The 17,992-nt window shown below is 32.0% G+C and carries 10 protein-coding genes and 3 rRNA genes; 3 read left to right on the forward strand and 10 right to left on the reverse strand.

Translation table 4 applies throughout. The annotated features are described in order from the left end of the window. Positions 1-30 precede the first annotated feature (30 nt). Entirely contained in the window at positions 31-954 is a 924-nt protein-coding gene (locus tag AAHM88_RS05565) for an alpha/beta hydrolase (RefSeq protein WP_342262516.1), read from the reverse strand. A 225-nt stretch (positions 955-1,179) separates the two neighbouring features. On the opposite strand from AAHM88_RS05565, the gene plsY reads away from it, so the two are divergent. After that, positions 1,180-1,875, forward strand: a complete 696-nt coding sequence (plsY, locus tag AAHM88_RS05570) for a glycerol-3-phosphate 1-O-acyltransferase PlsY (protein WP_342262517.1) — start codon at positions 1,180-1,182, stop codon at positions 1,873-1,875. Between the two features lie 444 nt (positions 1,876-2,319). Here the strand turns inward: plsY and AAHM88_RS05575 are convergent, their stop codons facing one another. The 8 genes from AAHM88_RS05575 to AAHM88_RS05610 form a co-directional block, all read right to left on the reverse strand. Then, positions 2,320-2,661, reverse strand: coding sequence for a hypothetical protein (locus AAHM88_RS05575; RefSeq protein WP_342189899.1), 342 nt, complete (start codon positions 2,659-2,661; stop codon positions 2,320-2,322). Between the two features lie 135 nt (positions 2,662-2,796). After that, positions 2,797-3,288 (reverse strand): hypothetical protein, encoded by a 492-nt coding sequence (locus tag AAHM88_RS05580; RefSeq protein ID WP_342262518.1) that lies wholly within the window; start codon positions 3,286-3,288, stop codon positions 2,797-2,799. A 209-nt stretch (positions 3,289-3,497) separates the two neighbouring features. Then, the gene (locus AAHM88_RS05585) at positions 3,498-4,508 is read right to left on the reverse strand and encodes a hypothetical protein (protein WP_342262519.1); all 1,011 of its coding nucleotides are present in this window, start codon (positions 4,506-4,508) and stop codon (positions 3,498-3,500) included. Between the two features lie 336 nt (positions 4,509-4,844). Then, positions 4,845-4,951, reverse strand: a 5S ribosomal RNA gene (gene rrf / locus AAHM88_RS05590). Between the two features lie 75 nt (positions 4,952-5,026). Next, positions 5,027-7,946: ribosomal RNA gene (locus AAHM88_RS05595) — 23S ribosomal RNA — on the reverse strand. A 210-nt stretch (positions 7,947-8,156) separates the two neighbouring features. After that, a 16S ribosomal RNA gene (locus AAHM88_RS05600) occupies positions 8,157-9,683 on the reverse strand. The 16S, 23S and 5S rRNA genes sit together here, the layout of an rRNA operon. A 474-nt stretch (positions 9,684-10,157) precedes the next feature. Beyond that, entirely contained in the window at positions 10,158-14,513 is a 4,356-nt protein-coding gene (locus AAHM88_RS05605; protein WP_342262520.1) for a PolC-type DNA polymerase III, read from the reverse strand. A gap of 15 nt (positions 14,514-14,528) precedes the next feature. Then, positions 14,529-15,479: a phosphatidate cytidylyltransferase gene (locus tag AAHM88_RS05610; protein WP_342262521.1), complete on the reverse strand. Its 951-nt coding sequence runs from the start codon at positions 15,477-15,479 to the stop codon at positions 14,529-14,531. A gap of 199 nt (positions 15,480-15,678) precedes the next feature. Here AAHM88_RS05610 and AAHM88_RS05615 point away from each other — a divergent pair, with 199 nt between their 5' ends. Continuing rightward, on the forward strand, positions 15,679-16,878 hold the full coding sequence (locus tag AAHM88_RS05615) for a hypothetical protein (RefSeq protein WP_342262522.1): 1,200 nt from the start codon (positions 15,679-15,681) through the stop codon (positions 16,876-16,878). 53 nt (positions 16,879-16,931) lie between these two features. Continuing rightward, entirely contained in the window at positions 16,932-17,342 is a 411-nt protein-coding gene (locus tag AAHM88_RS05620) for a hypothetical protein (protein ID WP_342262523.1), read from the forward strand. 48 nt (positions 17,343-17,390) lie between these two features. On the opposite strand, the gene frr is transcribed toward AAHM88_RS05620, so the two are convergent. Further along, positions 17,391-17,948, reverse strand: coding sequence for a ribosome recycling factor (gene frr, locus AAHM88_RS05625; RefSeq protein ID WP_342262524.1), 558 nt, complete (start codon positions 17,946-17,948; stop codon positions 17,391-17,393). Between the last annotated feature and the right edge of the window lie 44 nt (positions 17,949-17,992).

Genomic DNA, 17,992 nt, shown 5'->3' on the forward strand with positions numbered 1-17,992 from the left:
TTTAATTCACCCCTTTATTGTTGCTAATTATTATTTACTATTATACTTATTAATAAAATTTAAAACATCTTGATATACTTGTTCTTTACCAATTTCATTTAAAATTTCATGACGCATTCCTGAATATAATAAAATGCTTGTTTTTTTAAAACCATATTGACGATATTTTCTTGCAGTTTTTTCAACATCTTTACCAAAATTACCAACCGGATCACTCATTCCCCCAATAAAAAATATTGGTAAAGTTTTCCGAGTTTTAATAATGTTTTTCTTTTTCATAATATACAATAAACCTGTAAACATATCTTTAAAAGCACTAGCAGTAAATATTTGTCCCGTTAAGGGGTCATTTCTAAATTTTTCTTGAATATTTTTATCACGAGTTAGTCAAGCTAAATCATTATCTTTTTCTTTAATTTTCTTACTAAATTTTTTATAAGTTAAATTATTAATAAAATTACTAGGAGAATGTAATGGTTGTCGTTTTTGTAAATATTTAGCAATAAATTTACCAGTTCATAATTGCATTTTTGATTTTCAAGTTGTGGCACAAATAACTAATGATTCAATAGTATAAGAGTATAATGTTGCATAATGTCGCGCTAAAAATGAACCCATTGATTGCCCTAACATTGTAATTCCTAATTTGGGATAATTATGAACAATATAATCATTCACTACTTTTAAATCTAATACCAGCTTATCTCAACCATCCTTAACACTAAAAAACCCTAAGTGGTCTTTATCAGTAACCGTTTTCCCGTGTCCCCGAAGATCATTACCAATAACGATTCAACCATTAGCATTTAAATACTTAGCAAATTCATCATAACGAAAAGTATATTCACTTGACCCATGCACTAATTGCATAACCCCTTTAGGTTTACTGACTTGATCTCATATATATAAATGAAGTTCATTATTATCAAACGATAAAATTTTTAATTCTTGCATTTTTTTCATCTTCCTTTTCTAAAATTACTACTTTAAGTACAATACTTAATTTCTATAATGTTACTTTGAATATCTAATGACTAAAACTATTATAAGAATTATGCCATATATAATGATTATATTATAAATTAAGCAATAAATTTTAAATTAAACAATAATATAATAAAATTACCTTATAATAGTAATATAATATTAAATAATTAATATTAGAAAAGAGATGATTATATGAGTACTGCATCAATCATTATGACAACCTTAGGATGTGTTATTGGTTATTTAGTTGGTTCACTATCACCAGCAATTCTTATTAGTAAATATTATTTTAAAACTGATGTCCGTAACCATTATTCCAAAAATGCCGGAGCTACTAATGCTGCCAGAATTATGGGAACCAAATTTGGTTTAATTATTCTTATTTTAGATGGTTTAAAAATTGGTCTTGTTTTAGCAATTGTAAAATTACTATCACTAATTAATTCACCAACCTTTACTCTTAGTGAAAGCTCAGTTTATATTAGTGCTGTTTTTGCTGTTTTCGGACATTGCTTGCCAATTTATCATAAATTTAAAGGTGGTAAAGGTGTTGGACCCTTTTTAGGCTTTACACTTTTTCTTAATCCGATTTATTTTATTATTGCAACTATTGTATGATGAACAATATTTCTAACTATTCGCATTGTTTCTATTGCTTCATTACTATGTGCCATATCTATTTTTTGTTGCTCTTGAATTACACAAATAAACAATTTGCCTGTAAATATGTGAATTAATCACTCCGAGTTATTTTTTTCTTACTTATTGCCTAATTATTGAACCCAATTAATTGTTGGTTTGATTGTTTTAATTGTTATTTTACGACACTATCAAAATATTTATCGAATTTTTACTGGACAAGAAAAACAATTTAGTAATAAAAAATAAAAATTTGTTAGTTTCATAGTCTTTATTGAAGTTATTTTTTATCATTCTTATTCAATGATTTAAATCTCCATTTTTGTTTTATTAATAAAGTAAAGTGTAAAAAGGTTTAAACTTTATAAAGTTTAAACCTCAATCATTTTTTTATTGCAGAACACATTCCCAAACTGCTATAGTTTTTAACTATTTTTAAAAACTGACTATTTTTCAATGCTAATAGGTAAGTCATCCTAAGTTATTTTATTTATTAGTTATGCATTATTCTAATAAATAAATGGTATTAACTTATTTTTTTATTATATAATAAAAAAATATAATTCTCAATGATAAATCTATAAAATTTTGGAAAAAGTAAAATAAAATCAAAATTTATAAATTTTACGATTTAATTCTTTAAACAAAATAATAATGCTAGAAACTTCTAGCATTATTATAATATATTATTATCTATAAAATTTTCTTTTTTCATTTTCTAAAACGATAATGTTTAAAAAAAACTAAATCTTCAACATTAACTTGAGAATTATTTTCTAATTGTAAATAGCATCGATAACCATAAAAATATTGATTATATAAACGATTAAATAAATAATAAGCATATGGTAACATTAAAAGACCAATTCCAAAAATCGTAGCAATGGAAATTCAATTATATACCAAGAAAATTATCGCTAAAATTAAAAACAATCCTTGAAGAAAAAGAATAAAAAATAAAATCATTTTATAAACTAATAACTTATTTTTACTAGTATATTGAGTCATTAATTCTTGTTTTAATTTTGCATCCATTAATTACTCCTTAACATGGTTGAGCTCAATAATTTACTAAAATACCTGACAAAAAATATGACATTGTAGCGTCGGTGCCACATCCATTACTAACTTCCGCCATAATACTACCCTGAATTAATAAGGCCGCAGCAATTATCGGCAATGCAGGGGCAACTGCTGCACTTCCCCTAATAATACTTTACTAAGAGCAGCAACAATCGTTTGAAAACCACCATTTATTATGCCACCAATAGAAATACCTTTAACAATTGATTCATCAAGATAAAAATTAAATCCTCACCAAAAAAAATCAATTTTATTAACCCCAATATAAGAAGATTTAAATTCCTCACTAAATGAAATATTATGAACAATTTTTAATTTCTTATTATCCTCAATAATATTAATAATTCCTTGAACATACAATTTATTATAAAATTTAATAACAGCATCAATTTGCGATGAAGTTGGTAGATAATTAATTTCATCAACAATTTGTTCCTTAATAACTTCTTTGTATTTTGATAATTCTATTACTTTACATAATTTTTCTGTTATTTCATTATTAATAATTGGATATAGCATATTAATAGATGAACCCATTATAAATATGCTAGCAAATCCTAAAAAATGACCTCTCATCATTAATATTCCTTTCAATTTTATTAATATTTAAAAATATTAAGAATTAAAAAATTACTATTATTTCATTTATCACCTTCCTTTGCAAATTAGTAATAATGTCATTATAAACATTCATAAAATTTTATAAATATTTCTAACTAAAAATGAAACTAAAAATCAAAAAGTGTAATTAATTTCATAATTTCTTATATCACAGTTACCAAACAAATTTAATAAGAAGGCGACTCAAGCGGATCATATTTAGGCAAAAATTGGGTAAAAAACTTATTTAGTAATTCTCACATTACCGTTTTATATTCTTCTTCTGTTAATAATCATTGTGAAAAAGCTTCAGCAAAAAGTTCTCGCAAACTATTAGTTCGACCATAATTACTTCTAATAATAGACCACGCAAACAATCTTTTTTGCATAATTTCTTCAATACCAATTTGACGAGCAAGTCATTCTACTAAATAATCACTAGCTGTTTGAATTCTTTTTTCATCACTACGATTTTTAAAGGATTTTAAAGGTGAAACAGAACTATAATTAGAACAAGCATTAGCATAATATTTTCAACCGTTTCCTTTTGAAGGGTCTAAATTTTTATCGTCACAAGGATAATAATTACTATTAAATCTACCTCTAGTATGGTCTAATGAGTTATAAAAGTTTTCAATTGCATGGCCATATTCATGGACAATAACAGTTGTAATATTATTTGCTGACCAATATCCATTTTCAAATTGATCTCTAATATTTTCATAATTATTAAAATTATTAGAAAAAATCATATATTGTCATAAACGAGCAACATTTGCTCTTGTAACCGCAACAGTATTATTATTAAAATTATTAATTTTAATAATAATAAATAATAATTTTAAAATACTATCTTTTTTATAATAATGTGCAACTGTATTATAAAACTTTAGTAACTCTGCTTTCATCATTGTTTTATCACTATTATTAAGATTATCCAATAATTCATTTCATCTAATATCAACATTAATAGATGATTTCAATTTTGTATTATTAAAATCATCTTGTAATGCATCAAAACTTTTAAAATTAGTTAAACTTTTATTAACTTTATTAAACTCTTCACTACTTTTTAAAGAAGCTTCTTTAAAAAGTAGTGCTTCACAATTTCGTAAAAATTTGACATCATACTTTGTTAAATTACGAATTACAAAATTAGTTTCACCCTTTGCACCTCGTTCTTGTTGAGCAATTTTCAATTCTTGAAAAACATCAGAATTTAATAAAGAATTTTCTTTACGAATTGAATCATTAACAATTTGTTCAGAAATTTCTAAACCTTTAATATTACAACTAACATTATCAGTTTTAATGTTATAAAAGTCATAGGATTAAAATTAACATAACTTAATAAAAGTCCCAAAGTAACTGAAAACATAACAAAGCCAATAATAATGACTATTAATGTATTAGATACTTTGCGACTCATTAATCTCAACACCTTATTAACATTTTTTTTATTAAAAATATTATTCAATAGTTAATAATAATTGTATTATATTTTTAATAAAAAAAGTGAATTAATAAATTAAAAAATCTGGCACCGTCTTATTTTCCCCGTGAAGGTATCGTCAGCGCTGGCATGCTTAACTTCTGTGTTCGGAATGGGAACAGGTGTGGCCACGCCGCTATAGGCACCAGATAGAGAGATTGCTCTCTCAAAACTAGACATAAACATTATTTTTTAGACTTTCAACAATAGGAATTACTTTTAAAATAAAGTAAGTCCTCGACCTATTAGTATTGGTCAGCTAAATATGTCACCATACTTACACACCCAACCTATCAACCTCATAATCTTTAAGGGGTCTTATTCCATTTCTGGATGGGAAGTCTCATCTTGAAGTTTGCTTCGTGCTTAGATGCTTTCAGCACTTATCAATTCCCTACATAGCTACCCAGCTGTGCCATTGGCATGACAACTGGAGCACCAGAGGTAGGTCCATTCCGGTCCTCTCGTACTAAGAACAGATCTCCTCAAACTTCCTACGCCCACAACAGATAGGGACCAAACTGTCTCACGACGTTCTAAACCCAGCTCACGTACCACTTTATTGGGCGAACAGCCCGACCCTTGGAACCAACTTCAGCTCCAGGATGTGATGAGCCGACATCGAGGTGCCAAACCTCCCCGTCGATGTGAACTCTTGGGGGAGATAAGCCTGTTATCCCCGAGGTAACTTTTATCCGTTGAGCGACGGCCTTTCCACTCAGGACCGCCGGATCACTAAACCCAACTTTCGTTCCTGTTCGACTTGTAAGTCTCACAGTCAAGCACCCTTCTACTTTTGCGCTCTGCGTATGATTTCCATACATACTGAGGGTACCTTTGGGCGCCTCCGTTACTCTTTAGGAGGCGACCGCCCCAGTCAAACTACCCACCTGACACTGTTCCTATTCAGGATAACTGAATAAGGTTAGATTTTCAAAATAATAAGGGTGGTATCCCAAGGTTAACTCCATAGATACTAGCGTATCTACTTCAAAGTCTCCCACCTATCCTGTACATATTAGATCAAAAATCAATATCAAGTTATAGTAAAGCTCTACGGGGTCTTTCCGTCTAGTTGCGGGTAACCTGCATCTTCACAGGTACTAAAATTTCACCGAGTCTATAGCCGAGACAGCGCCGGGATCGTTACGCCTTTCGTGCGGGTCAGAACTTACCTGACAAGGAATTTCGCTACCTTAGGACCGTTATAGTTACGGCCGCCGTTCACTGGGGCTTCAATTCTGAGCTTCATAATAAATTATTAACCCATCCTCTTAACCTTCCAGCACTGGGCAGGCGTCACCCCCTATACATCGTCTTACGACTTAGCAGAGAGCTGTGTTTTTGCTAAACAGTCGCCCCGGCCTCTTCACTGCGGCTCACATAATTACTTATATGAGCATCCCTTCTTGCTAACTTACGGGATGATTTTGCAGAGTTCCTTAGCTATAGTTATCTCGCTTGCCTTAGGATTTTCTCCTTGACCACGTGTGTTCGTTCTCGGTACGAGCACCATGATAGTTAATAGTAGAAGTTTTTCTTGGAAGCGTGGCGTCAGACTCTTCGCTACTTGCCGAAGCTTTCACTCCCCATAACGCTTCAAGGTTATGCCATAAAATTTACTAAATGACCCTCTTTGCGCTTAGCCCGGAATCCATTAACCGGGATATCCTAGCCTTCTCCGTCACTCCATTCCATACCATGGTGGTACAGGAATATCAACCTGTTGTCCATCGACTACGCCTTTCGGCCTCGCCTTAGGTCCCGACTAACCCTGGGTGGACGAACCTTGCCCAGGAAACCTTAGTCAAACGGCATGAAAGATTCTCACTTTCAATCGTTACTCATGCCGGCATTCTCACTTCTAAACAGTCCAGTAGTCCTTACGATCTACCTTCGTCCCGTTTAGAACGCTCCCCTACCACTTTAAAATAATTTAAAATCCATAGTTTCGGTACAATGCTTAGCCCCGGTACATCTTCGGCGCAAAATAACTCGACTTGTGAGCTGTTACGCACTCTTTAAAGGATGGCTGCTTCTAAGCCAACCTACAAGCTGTTTAAGTCATTCCACATCCTTTTACACTTAGCATTGATTTTGGGACCTTAACTGATGATCTGGGCTGTTTCCCTCTCGTCCATGGACCTTATCACCCACAGACTGACTGCCAAACATACAACAACGGCATTCAGAGTTTGATTGCATTCAGTACCCCGAGGTGGGGCCATCATACATTCAGTGCTTTACCTCCGTTGCGCTAATTTTGACGCTAGTCCTAAAACTATTTCGGGGAGAACCAGCTATCTCCAGGCTCGATTGGAATTTCACCACTAGCCACAAGTCATCCACGGTCTTTTCACGAACGTTGGTTCGGTCCTCCATTAAGTATTACCTTAACTTCAACCTGCTCATGGCTAGATCGCCTGGTTTCGGGTCTACGACTACATACTAAACGCCCTATTAAGGCTCGCTTTCACTACGGCTCCATGTTTTCCACTTAACCTTGCATATAATCGTAACTCGCCGGCTCATTCTACAAAAGGCACGCCGTCACTCATTAACGAGCTCCGACTTCTTGTAAGCATATAGTTTCAGATACTATTTCACTCCCCTCTCGGGGTACTTTTCACCTTTCCCTCACGGTACTGGTTCACTATCGGTGATTAGGTAGTATTTAGGATTACGCAGTGGTCTGCGCGTCTTCCGACAAGATTTCTCGTGTCTCGCCGTACTCTGGATCCCATCAAGAGACTTTTCAATTTCGTATACGAGGCTTTCACTCTCTATGGCATCGCATCCCAGCGATTTCTACTATCAAAAAATTTTCTAAAACTCTATATAGATGGTCCAAACCCCACTCCGAAGAGTGGTTTGTCCTGTTCCCTGTTCGCTCGCCGCTACTAAGGGAATCGCATTCGCTTTCTTTTCCTCTAGGTACTAAGATGTTTCATTTCCCTAGGTATCCCATCAATATGACTATGTATTCATCATATGACACTATTCGATTAAGAATAGTAGGTTGCCCCATTCAGAAATCCCTGGCTCAAAGCTTACTTCCAGCTCCCCAAGGCTTATCGCAGGTAGTCACGTCTTTCATCGGCTCCTAATCCCAAGGCATCCACTATATGCTCTTATTAACTTACTAATTTTTCTTTGTCAAAAGAAAAACCTATTGCAATTATAAAAATAAATGTTTATATCCAGTTTTCAAAGAACAATGCTCATAGAAATTACAGTGTAATTTCTCATATTGCGTTTGAGAGATAAATAATCTCTCAAAACTAAACAGAACATCCTCAACCAAAGTTATTTGTTAAAATCTAATGTAATTAGTTTATAAATATAAACTCCATAGAAAGGAGGTGATCCATCCGCACCTTCCGGTACGGATACCTTGTTACGACTTCACCCCAATCATCAATCCTACCTTGGGTCGCTCTCTCAGTAAACTGTTAAGATACGAACTTCTGGCATTACCAACTCTCGTGGTGTGACGGGCGGTGTGTACAAGACCCGAGAACGTATTCACCGCGGCATTGCTGATCCGCGATTACTAGCGATTTCAACTTCATGGAGTCGAGTTGCAGACTTCAATCCGAACTGAGATCGGCTTTTTGAGATTAGCTTGCCCTTGCGAGTTTGCGACTCTTTGTACCGACCATTGTATCACGTGTGTAGCCCCAGACATAAGGGGCATGATGATTTGACGTCATCCCCACCTTCCTCTAGCTTGCACTAGCAGTCTCATTAGAGTCCTCAACTAAATGTTAGCAACTAATGATAAGGGTTGCGCTCGTTGCGGGACTTAACCCAACATCTCACGACACGAGCTGACGACAACCATGCACCACCTGTCTCAGTGTTAACCTCCACTATATTTCTATAGCATTGCACTGGATGTCAAGTCTGGGTAAGGTTCTTCGCGTTGCTTCGAATTAAACCACATGATCCACCGCTTGTGCGGGTCCCCGTCAATTCCTTTGAGTTTCACTCTTGCGAGCATACTACTCAGGCGGAGTACTTAATGCGTTAGCTGCAGCACCGACATTAAAGCCGACACTTAGTACTCATCGTTTACGGCAGGAACTACTAGGGTATCTAATCCTATTTGATACTCCTGCTTTCGTGCCTCAGCGTCAGTTACAGGCCAGTTAGTCGCCTTCGCCACTGGTGTTCCTCCATATATCTACGCATTTCACCGCTACACATGGAATTCCACTAACCTCTCCTGTACTCTAGTTATACAGTTTCCAAGGCGAATCGAAGTTGAGCTTCGATCTTTAACCTTAGACTTATATTACCGCCTACGCACCCTTTACGCCCAATAAATCCGGATAACGCTTGCCACCTATGTATTACCGCGGCTGCTGGCACATAGTTTGCCGTGGCTTTCTGGTAAGGTACCGTCAAATAAGAATCATTTCCTATTCTTACTATTCTTTCCTTACAACAGACTTTTACAACCCGAAGGCCTTCATCAGTCACGCGGCATTGCTCCATCAGGCTTTCGCCCATTGTGAAAAATTCCCTACTGCTGCCTCCCGTAGGAGTCTGGGCCGTGTCTCAGTCCCAGTGTGGCCGTTCACCCTCTCAGGTCGGCTATGCATCATCGTCTTGGTAAGCCATTACCTTACCAACTAACTAATGCAGCGCATCCTTATCTTTTTGTAGTGCAAATGCACCTTTAATTATCATTAGATGCCTAACGATAACCTATGCGGTATTAGCCGTCGTTTCCAACGGTTATTCCCCTCAAAAAGGCAAATTAGATACGTGTTACTCACCCGTTCGCCACTAGAGTGCGCAAGCACTCTCGTTCGACTTGCATGTATTAGGCATGCCGCCAGCGTTAATCCTGAGCCAGGATCAAACTCTCATTAAAAAGTGAAAATAAAAAAACATTTTATAGTAATGTTTTCAATTTTTATTGTTTGTTTCATAACTCATCAGATTGACAGATTGTTCTGTTTAGTTTTCAAAGATCATTTTGTAATAGTAAGAAGTTTAACGACTTAATTACTAGTACATTTAAGATAATACTGAATTTGGAAATAAATGTCAACATAAATTTAAACTTTTTTTAAAATAATTCTAATTATCTTTTAAACCAATATTTAATCAATTAAATTCAATATATATCCTCGGAGTATTTCAAAACCGTAAATATATATTACCACAAATTTTAACTATTTAACGATATAAATTAAATATTTTTAAAAAACTAAACTACATATTTTAGGTACCATTTTAATAAAAGAAAAGCAACAATAAAAATTTTTGTTTAGCATCTTACAGAAAAAGTAAAACCTATTAAGGTTTTACTTAACTCTTAACTAATTGATTTTTTTACTTTTAACTATTCAAAAAAGTTCAAAGATATTTGATCAAATTTATCTAAACCTGATAGCATACCCATCTCCTCAAATTCCTTTAAATGCGTTTTAGTAATACTAGTTCTTTTTTGCAAATCTTCCAAAGAAGCAATCGCTCTTTCAGTTCTAGCTTCAACAATTGAATTAGCAACAGTACTACCCAAACCATCTAATGCTGATAATGGCGGAACAATCTTTTTAACACCAGCAAACTCTTGAACAACAAAATTTGTTGCTAAAGAATATTCTAAATTAATACCAATAAATTCAATTTTGCGAGCATACATTTCTAATGCTACTTCCAACACTGGTACTAAATCCTTCTCCTTTTGAGTTAACTTATTAACAACATTATAACCATTATCCATTCGTGATAAGATATCGGTTAATTTTGTTAAAACAGCATTCCTTCCCTTAGCAATCGTCTTAATATCAAAAACATCACATCGTGTTGAAAAATAAGTCGCATAATATTCGTGCGGATAATTAATTTTATATCAAGCAATTCGCAACGCCATTAGAACATAAGCTGTCGCGTGCGCCTTAGGAAACATATACTTAATTTTTTGACACGATGCAATATATCATTGGGGAACATTATGACTAATCATAATTTTTTGTTGCTCATCAGTGACACCTTTTCCTTTACGAACGGTTTCCATAATGTTAAAAGCAATATCTGACGGAATCTCACGATGAATTAAATAAGTCATAATATCATCACGACAACCAATAACATCTTTTAATTTTAAATCTTGATGGGTAATTAATGTTTGGGCATTATTTACTCACACATCAGTACCATGCGATAAACCAGAAATTTGCACTAAATCAGCAAAACTCGTCGGATTTGTTTCTTCTAACATTTTACGAACAAATTGAGTGCCAAACTCAGGTAAGCCCACGGCTCCAGTTTTTTCATTGTTAATATCACTACTAGTAATCTTCATAATTTCTGGGGAACTAAATAATGAAAGTACTTCGGCATCATTACACAAAATATTTTGCGGATCATATCCAGTAAGGTCATGTAGCATTTTTAATGCTGTGGGATCAACATGTCCCAAAATATCTAACTTTAACAAGTTATCATGAATAGCATGAAAATCAAAATGCGTTGTTTTTCACTGCGAAGTAATATCATCGGCTGGGAAATTTACTGGCGTAAAATCATTAACATCATAGTTCTTAGGAACAACAATAATTCCCCCCGGATGTTGTCCGGTTGTTCGTTTAACACCCTCACAACCTTGTGCTAATCATTCCAAATACGCCTTTTTAACAAAATGATTACCTTTCACATCTTCCAAATAACCACGAGCATAACCAAATGCTGTTTTTTGTGCCACGGTAGAAATTGTTCCCGCCCGAAACACATTATCCGCACCAAACATCTCTTTAGTAAAATTATGAGCAACCATTTGATACTCACCAGAAAAATTCAAATCAATATCCGGTACTTTATCACCATCAAAACCTAAAAAGGTTTCAAACGGAATATCATGGCCATCACCAGTTAAAAGATGACGACATTGTGGACAATTTTTTGATGGTAGATCATAACCACTACGAATATTTTCATCACTAATAAATTCACTATATTGACATTGCGAACACACATAATGTGGCACTAATGGATTTACCTCGGTAATCTTCGCCATTGTCGCAACTAATGACGACCCCACAGAACCACGAGAACCAACCAAATAACCATCATTTAATGACCTTGTAACTAACAAATGAGCAATTCAATAAACAACCCCAAAACCATGCTTTAAAATCGCATCTAACTCCCGAGATAACCTTTTTTCTACCATTATTGGCAATACTGCACCATAAATTTTTTTCGCGTTATCATAACATAATCTTTTCAAATTGCTATCAACATCACCATTATCAATTACTGGGGTATACAAATCATCTTTAATCGGTCGCAACCACGAAATTTGCTCATTTAAATAATTAGGACTAGTAATAACCAATTCCTTAATTAAAACTTCATCTTCTAAAAAACTAAACTCATTTAACATCTCAGCAGTCGTTCTTAAATGTTGCTCAGGATTATTTTTAACACGACCTTTACGGTCAAATAAAGGATGCATTCTTCCTCCTAAACCCTTAGTATTAATATATACATCACGAAAAATCTTATCTTGCGGATTTAAATAATGAACATCAGAAGAAGCAATAACCACTTTATTAAGTTTCTTTGCAGTATGAACAATATTTTTTACAATCCGCATTAAATGTTCAACTGTCATCTCACCACTTTCAACTAAATGATTGTAAACACTTAGCGGTTGTACTTCAATATAATCATAAAATTGCATTATTGCTTCCAATTCTTGTTGACTCCGATTACGAGCAAACTCAAAAACCTGACCATTAACACAACCAGAACCAATAAAAACATTAGCACGCATTTCTTGCAATGCCGCAATCGTAATTTTAGGACTACTATAAAAGTACTTAGTATGCGATAACGAAACTAACGAAAATAAATCTTTCAATCCTTGCTCATTTTTAGCAATTACTGTCGTATGATTACCAAATAACTTGGCAAAAATTGGTTCATAATTAATTTTTTCAATATCTAATAATGTTTTTACTTGATAATTATCTTCTAAATCCGTTAACATCACAGCAAACACATCAGCTAATATTTCAGCATCATAATCAGCACGATGAGCAATTTCTTCATTATACTTAATATTATATTTTCTAGCAACCGTTCCTAAACGATGATAGCGTAACTGTTGTTGTAATAACCGTGATAATTGCAAGGTATCAATAATCGGATTAGTAAGTTTTCCATAACCCATTTGATTTCACAATTCTTGAATAAAACCAATATCAAATGATGCATTATGAGCCACAAGAACAGCATCTTGTAAAACTTCTTTAATCTCAGCAGCCACAATTTCAATTGGGGGCTTATCTTGTAACATTTCGTTACTAATCCCAGTTAATGATTCACTAAAAGCACTAACATTACTTTTGGGTTTAATTAAAAAATCATATCTTTTATCACTTAACCCCCGACCCTCAATAACTACCGCTCCAAATTCAATAATTTCATCATAACGACTAGACAATCCTGTTGTTTCAATATCAAAAATAACAAACTTACAAGCATTAATCGCATCACTAGTAGCATTAGTAATCGCTTTAACACTACTATCAATCATTTGCATTTCCACACCATAAATAACCTTAACAGCAGGATATTTCTTTTGGGCCATTTGCGCATCAGGAAATGATTGAACATTTAAATGATCAGTAATCGCAATTGCTGAATGTTTTCAAAGACTTGCTTGTTTAATATATTCACCAATACTTGTAACCCCATCCATCGCACTCATTTTTGTATGTAAATGAAATTCAATCCGCTTTTCTACCATATCATCAGTTCGTAAATGCGGATCAGCAATCTTTTGAATTTTATTTACTCACAAAACTTGTTCACGAGAAAAATTATCAAACCGCACATCACCTTTAACAACAACTCAATCCTTTTCTTGTAGTTCTTCCAAAAGCTTGTCTTTCATATCATCACTTGTAAAATATCGTAAAGCAATCGCATCACTAAAATCACTAATTAATATTGAATAAATTCATCGTTTAGTTTTTGTTAATTTACAATCTTTACGAAAAATTTGTCCTTGAATAGAAACCCCCCGCACATCTTCTTCCAATTCTGAAATTTTACACGATACTTGCGACAATAAATTGTCACTACTAGACAAATTGCCTTTAAACGCCCGTTTTTTTGCAGGCAAAGCCTTTACTTGTTGTTGTTCTCTTTGTTGGACTTTCATTCGTTCTTCATCTTCAATTTGTATCATTGCTGGATCAACAGAAACATCATATTGTTCAATTTTTATTTTTAAAGACAAGTTTTGAAAACCATACCGACGCATTCGCTCCTGATAATATTTTAAATGCCGATTAGTCAATGCCACTTGTGATTCATTATAAACTTTAATAAGTAAATCATTATTTTCCAACACTAAATTATCACAAGAAATATTACTATTAATGTACTCTTTTTGTTTTGTCTTAGTTTGCTTAATATATTCTCAATAATCAACAATTTGTTCTATTACATAATTAGCATCAACACATAAAAAAGTTATTTTACTACGAAAATCAAGTTTCAATAAACATTGTTCAAGTTCTCTAATAATTTCAATTGGTAAAATTTTGTTGATTTGCAATGTAAAATACAGCGTATCATTCTTTTTCTTAAATTCTATTTTCAATAATTTTGCTTGTTGTAAAATGTCATTTTTTAAAGAAAACTTCATTATTTTTCACAATTGCTGTAAATTCTTTTCCATACTTTCACCCCTAACTTAAATTGTTGAAAAACTCTGGATTAACATAAAAAATCCAGTAAATATTAATACCAACGACAAACTATCAATCCGGTCCAAAAATCCTCCGTGACCTGGTAAAACATTAAAAAAATCTTTTACATTATGATTCCGTTTAATAAATGAAAAAAGTAAATCACCCATATGACTTATTAATGACAAAAATAAAATTAACAAGAAATAAATTACATATTTATAATCATCTGTTTTCGTTGTAAAAAAGTTAGCAAATGGCTGATACTTCGTAAACTCCGTTAATAACACAATATATCCTAAAACAAGCACCAAGGTTACTAAAATACCAATAATCGCCCCTTCTCACGTTTTACTAGGACTAATTTTTGGAGCAAGAGCATTTTTGCCAACTAATGTTCCGCCAATATAAGCAAATGTATCATTACTAATAGTAATTAATAAAACCACACTAACTGCTGGTCAACCAAACCCTGGTTGGAGCATAATATAATTCATTGCTTTAAAAGCAAATACTAAATAAAGTGTCATACAAAATATAAATAACGCATCATTAGCACTAAACTTCTTAAAAACTTTCACCATTAGTAAAATAACTAATAAAAATATCATATAAATTAACAATACCATTCATGATTGTCATCATTCAATACGACTTGGACCATCGTACTTATTTCAATACGGTTCATACTTAATATTCTCTGCTATGGGAAACCATAATAATATAATTGCAAAAACAAAAATAATAGCTTTAATAATTCAATTAAAACTTTCTCCTTTCCTTAAATTCATCACCTCAAAAATTGTAATCCCTAATAAAATACTATTAACTGTTAAAAATGCATATGGCATATATCAAACATCAAAACCTTTTCACTCTTGATATATCGCCCCAACAAATAAATATAAAATTGCAAAAGAAATTAAAAAGATACTAGTAATAATTCGCTTTTTCATTTAATCACTCCTTCTATCAATATTAACTAATTATAACTGATAATTAAATTGAAAGAATAAAATCGCATCTAATTGTGAAAATATATTCAGACAATCAATGCTATAATAAAATTTAATAAGGAGGGGTTTTGACCAAATTAAAAAATATTTTTGCTTTTTAAAAAATAAAATAAGATCTTTTAAGAAAGAGGTAAAAATAATGAATACAAAAGTACTAGCTAGATATTTTAGTGCCTTATGCATTATCAACAACGGATTAATAATTCCGCAACTAACAAGTCAAAAAAGTAAAAATATAACATTAAATAATAAAGCACATACAATAAATAATAGCATTAAAAAATTAATTATTAAGTTTGATAATTTTGTTAATACAAAACAAAATATTACCCTATTAAAAAATGAAATTACTTTTGATAACTTTAAATATCACTTTAATAAAAACGAACTTCAAATTATTGAAACTAATTTTCTTAAATTAGTTAAAAACTTTAATAGTATCTCAATGCAAACCATAACAATAGACAATATTAACTATCTAGATAATATTATTAAGCAAAATACAATTTTATATAATTGAAGTTATTTATATCAAAATATTTATCAATTAATAATTCGCGAAATAGCAATTGAAAATTTATTAAAAAAAGTAAACATTAAATTATCACAAACTCAAAAGAAAAATAATATTAAACTTGATAAATACTGTACTTTTGGAACAATTGATGAAAATGGTTATTATCGTGAGTATCGCTTTGCTGACAACTCACCAGTATATCTAAAAAATTCTTTTACTAGTGAAAAAATGATTGTCAATGGAAAATCTACTGGTTCATCTAAAGAAGTAAAGGATGGCTGATTAGCGCTACAATATCGCTATATTGCTAATTTTAATAACTGTGAAACAGCATTAATATTAGCGGAATGAAACAAAACAAAAATTGAAGATATATTTATAACTAAAAAAACCGATAATGCCCAATATGCAATTCCAGTCATAATTATTAATATATGAAAAGCATTAAAAGCAGTAGGTCTTTTATGAAAAATAAATAATTATTTCAAACCAAAATATTATTTTGACTATATAAAAGGCTATATATTTTCACAAAATTTTCTTACAACAAATGATATTTATCAAGTCAGCAATAAATTAAATAATGGTATTACTATTCAATATTGATGAAAACGATTTAGTTATGATTGAATTGGACTATTTTCACAAGATAAACTAGATAATGGTGATGAAATTAAATTTCACTATGTTAGTGATATTGATAGAATTAGATACCACACTTGAACAGATTGCTGAGGAGGGCCTTATCCAGATTGTGCCATTCACTGAAAAGACCGCTGAACAGAACTGATTGAGAAAAACATATGACAAATCGCAACATAGTTTTTACAGTCACAACAGTGTGGCTAATCCTCAACATTATTTTTTGAATAACAATGATGTTTCTTTATCCTAATAGTTTAACTGGAAGTAATCGTGCCAATGCCTATGATGAAATTAAAATTATTCTTGAAAAATGTCTTATCCCAAATAATGTTACTTTTTTTCCATTTCATTATTTTATAACCTTTGTTACTTTTAGTATTATCTTTATCAGTTTACAAATTTTTTCTTATTTCAGTCAAATAAAAGCAAAAATAGCAATTGTGCTTTTTAGCATTTCATTGCTTGCCTTAATTCTCTTAACTTTAGTAGCAACAATGTCGCTTATTAGAATTGAAGATTTTGGTGGAACAATGTGATGCAATTATCGAGAGATTGCTGTCTCCGCTCTAATTCTGATTTTCTTATTTTGTCCCGCATTATATTGAAATTTATATTACTGTAAAAAATATGCTCGTAAATAACTTTAAAAAATAAAAACTCTCCTTTATTTAGGAGAGTTTTTATTTCCATTAAACCGTCATTAATTCTTTTTCTTTTTCTAACGCAATAGCATCAACCTTAGCAATATATTCATCAGTTAATTTTTGAATATCTTCTTGATAAGATTTAACATCATCTAAAGGCAATTTAGATTTTTTAATAATTTCATTAATATCTCGTCTTAAATTACGAATCCGAACTCGCATTTCTTCAGTAATCTTTTTTACTTGCCGAACAAATTCTTTGCGTTTTTCTTCAGTTAACTGCGGGACATTCATTCTAATATAATCACCTTGGTCTTGCAATGAAACTTGCAAATTAGCTTTAGTAATTGCAGCAATAACTTGCTTAATAATACTTCGATCATAAGGTTTAATAACAAGTTGTCGCCCTTCAACAACCGTAATTGCAGCAACTTGATTAACTGGCATTAAACTACCATAATAATCTACCAAAACAGAAGCAAGAATTAAAGGATTAGCTCTTCCTGTACGAATCTTACTTAATTCATATCGTAAACTTTCTAAAACCTTTTCCATTTCTTCTTTTATTTGTTCAATTTCTAATTGTAATGCCTCAATTAACATTAATTATTCTCCTTACTTTTATTACTGTAATTTAATCTTATTTC

This window comes from Spiroplasma endosymbiont of Dromius quadrimaculatus (assembly GCF_964031155.1).
In the GTDB taxonomy this organism is placed as follows: Bacteria; Bacillota_I; Bacilli_A; order Mycoplasmatales; family Nriv7; genus Nriv7.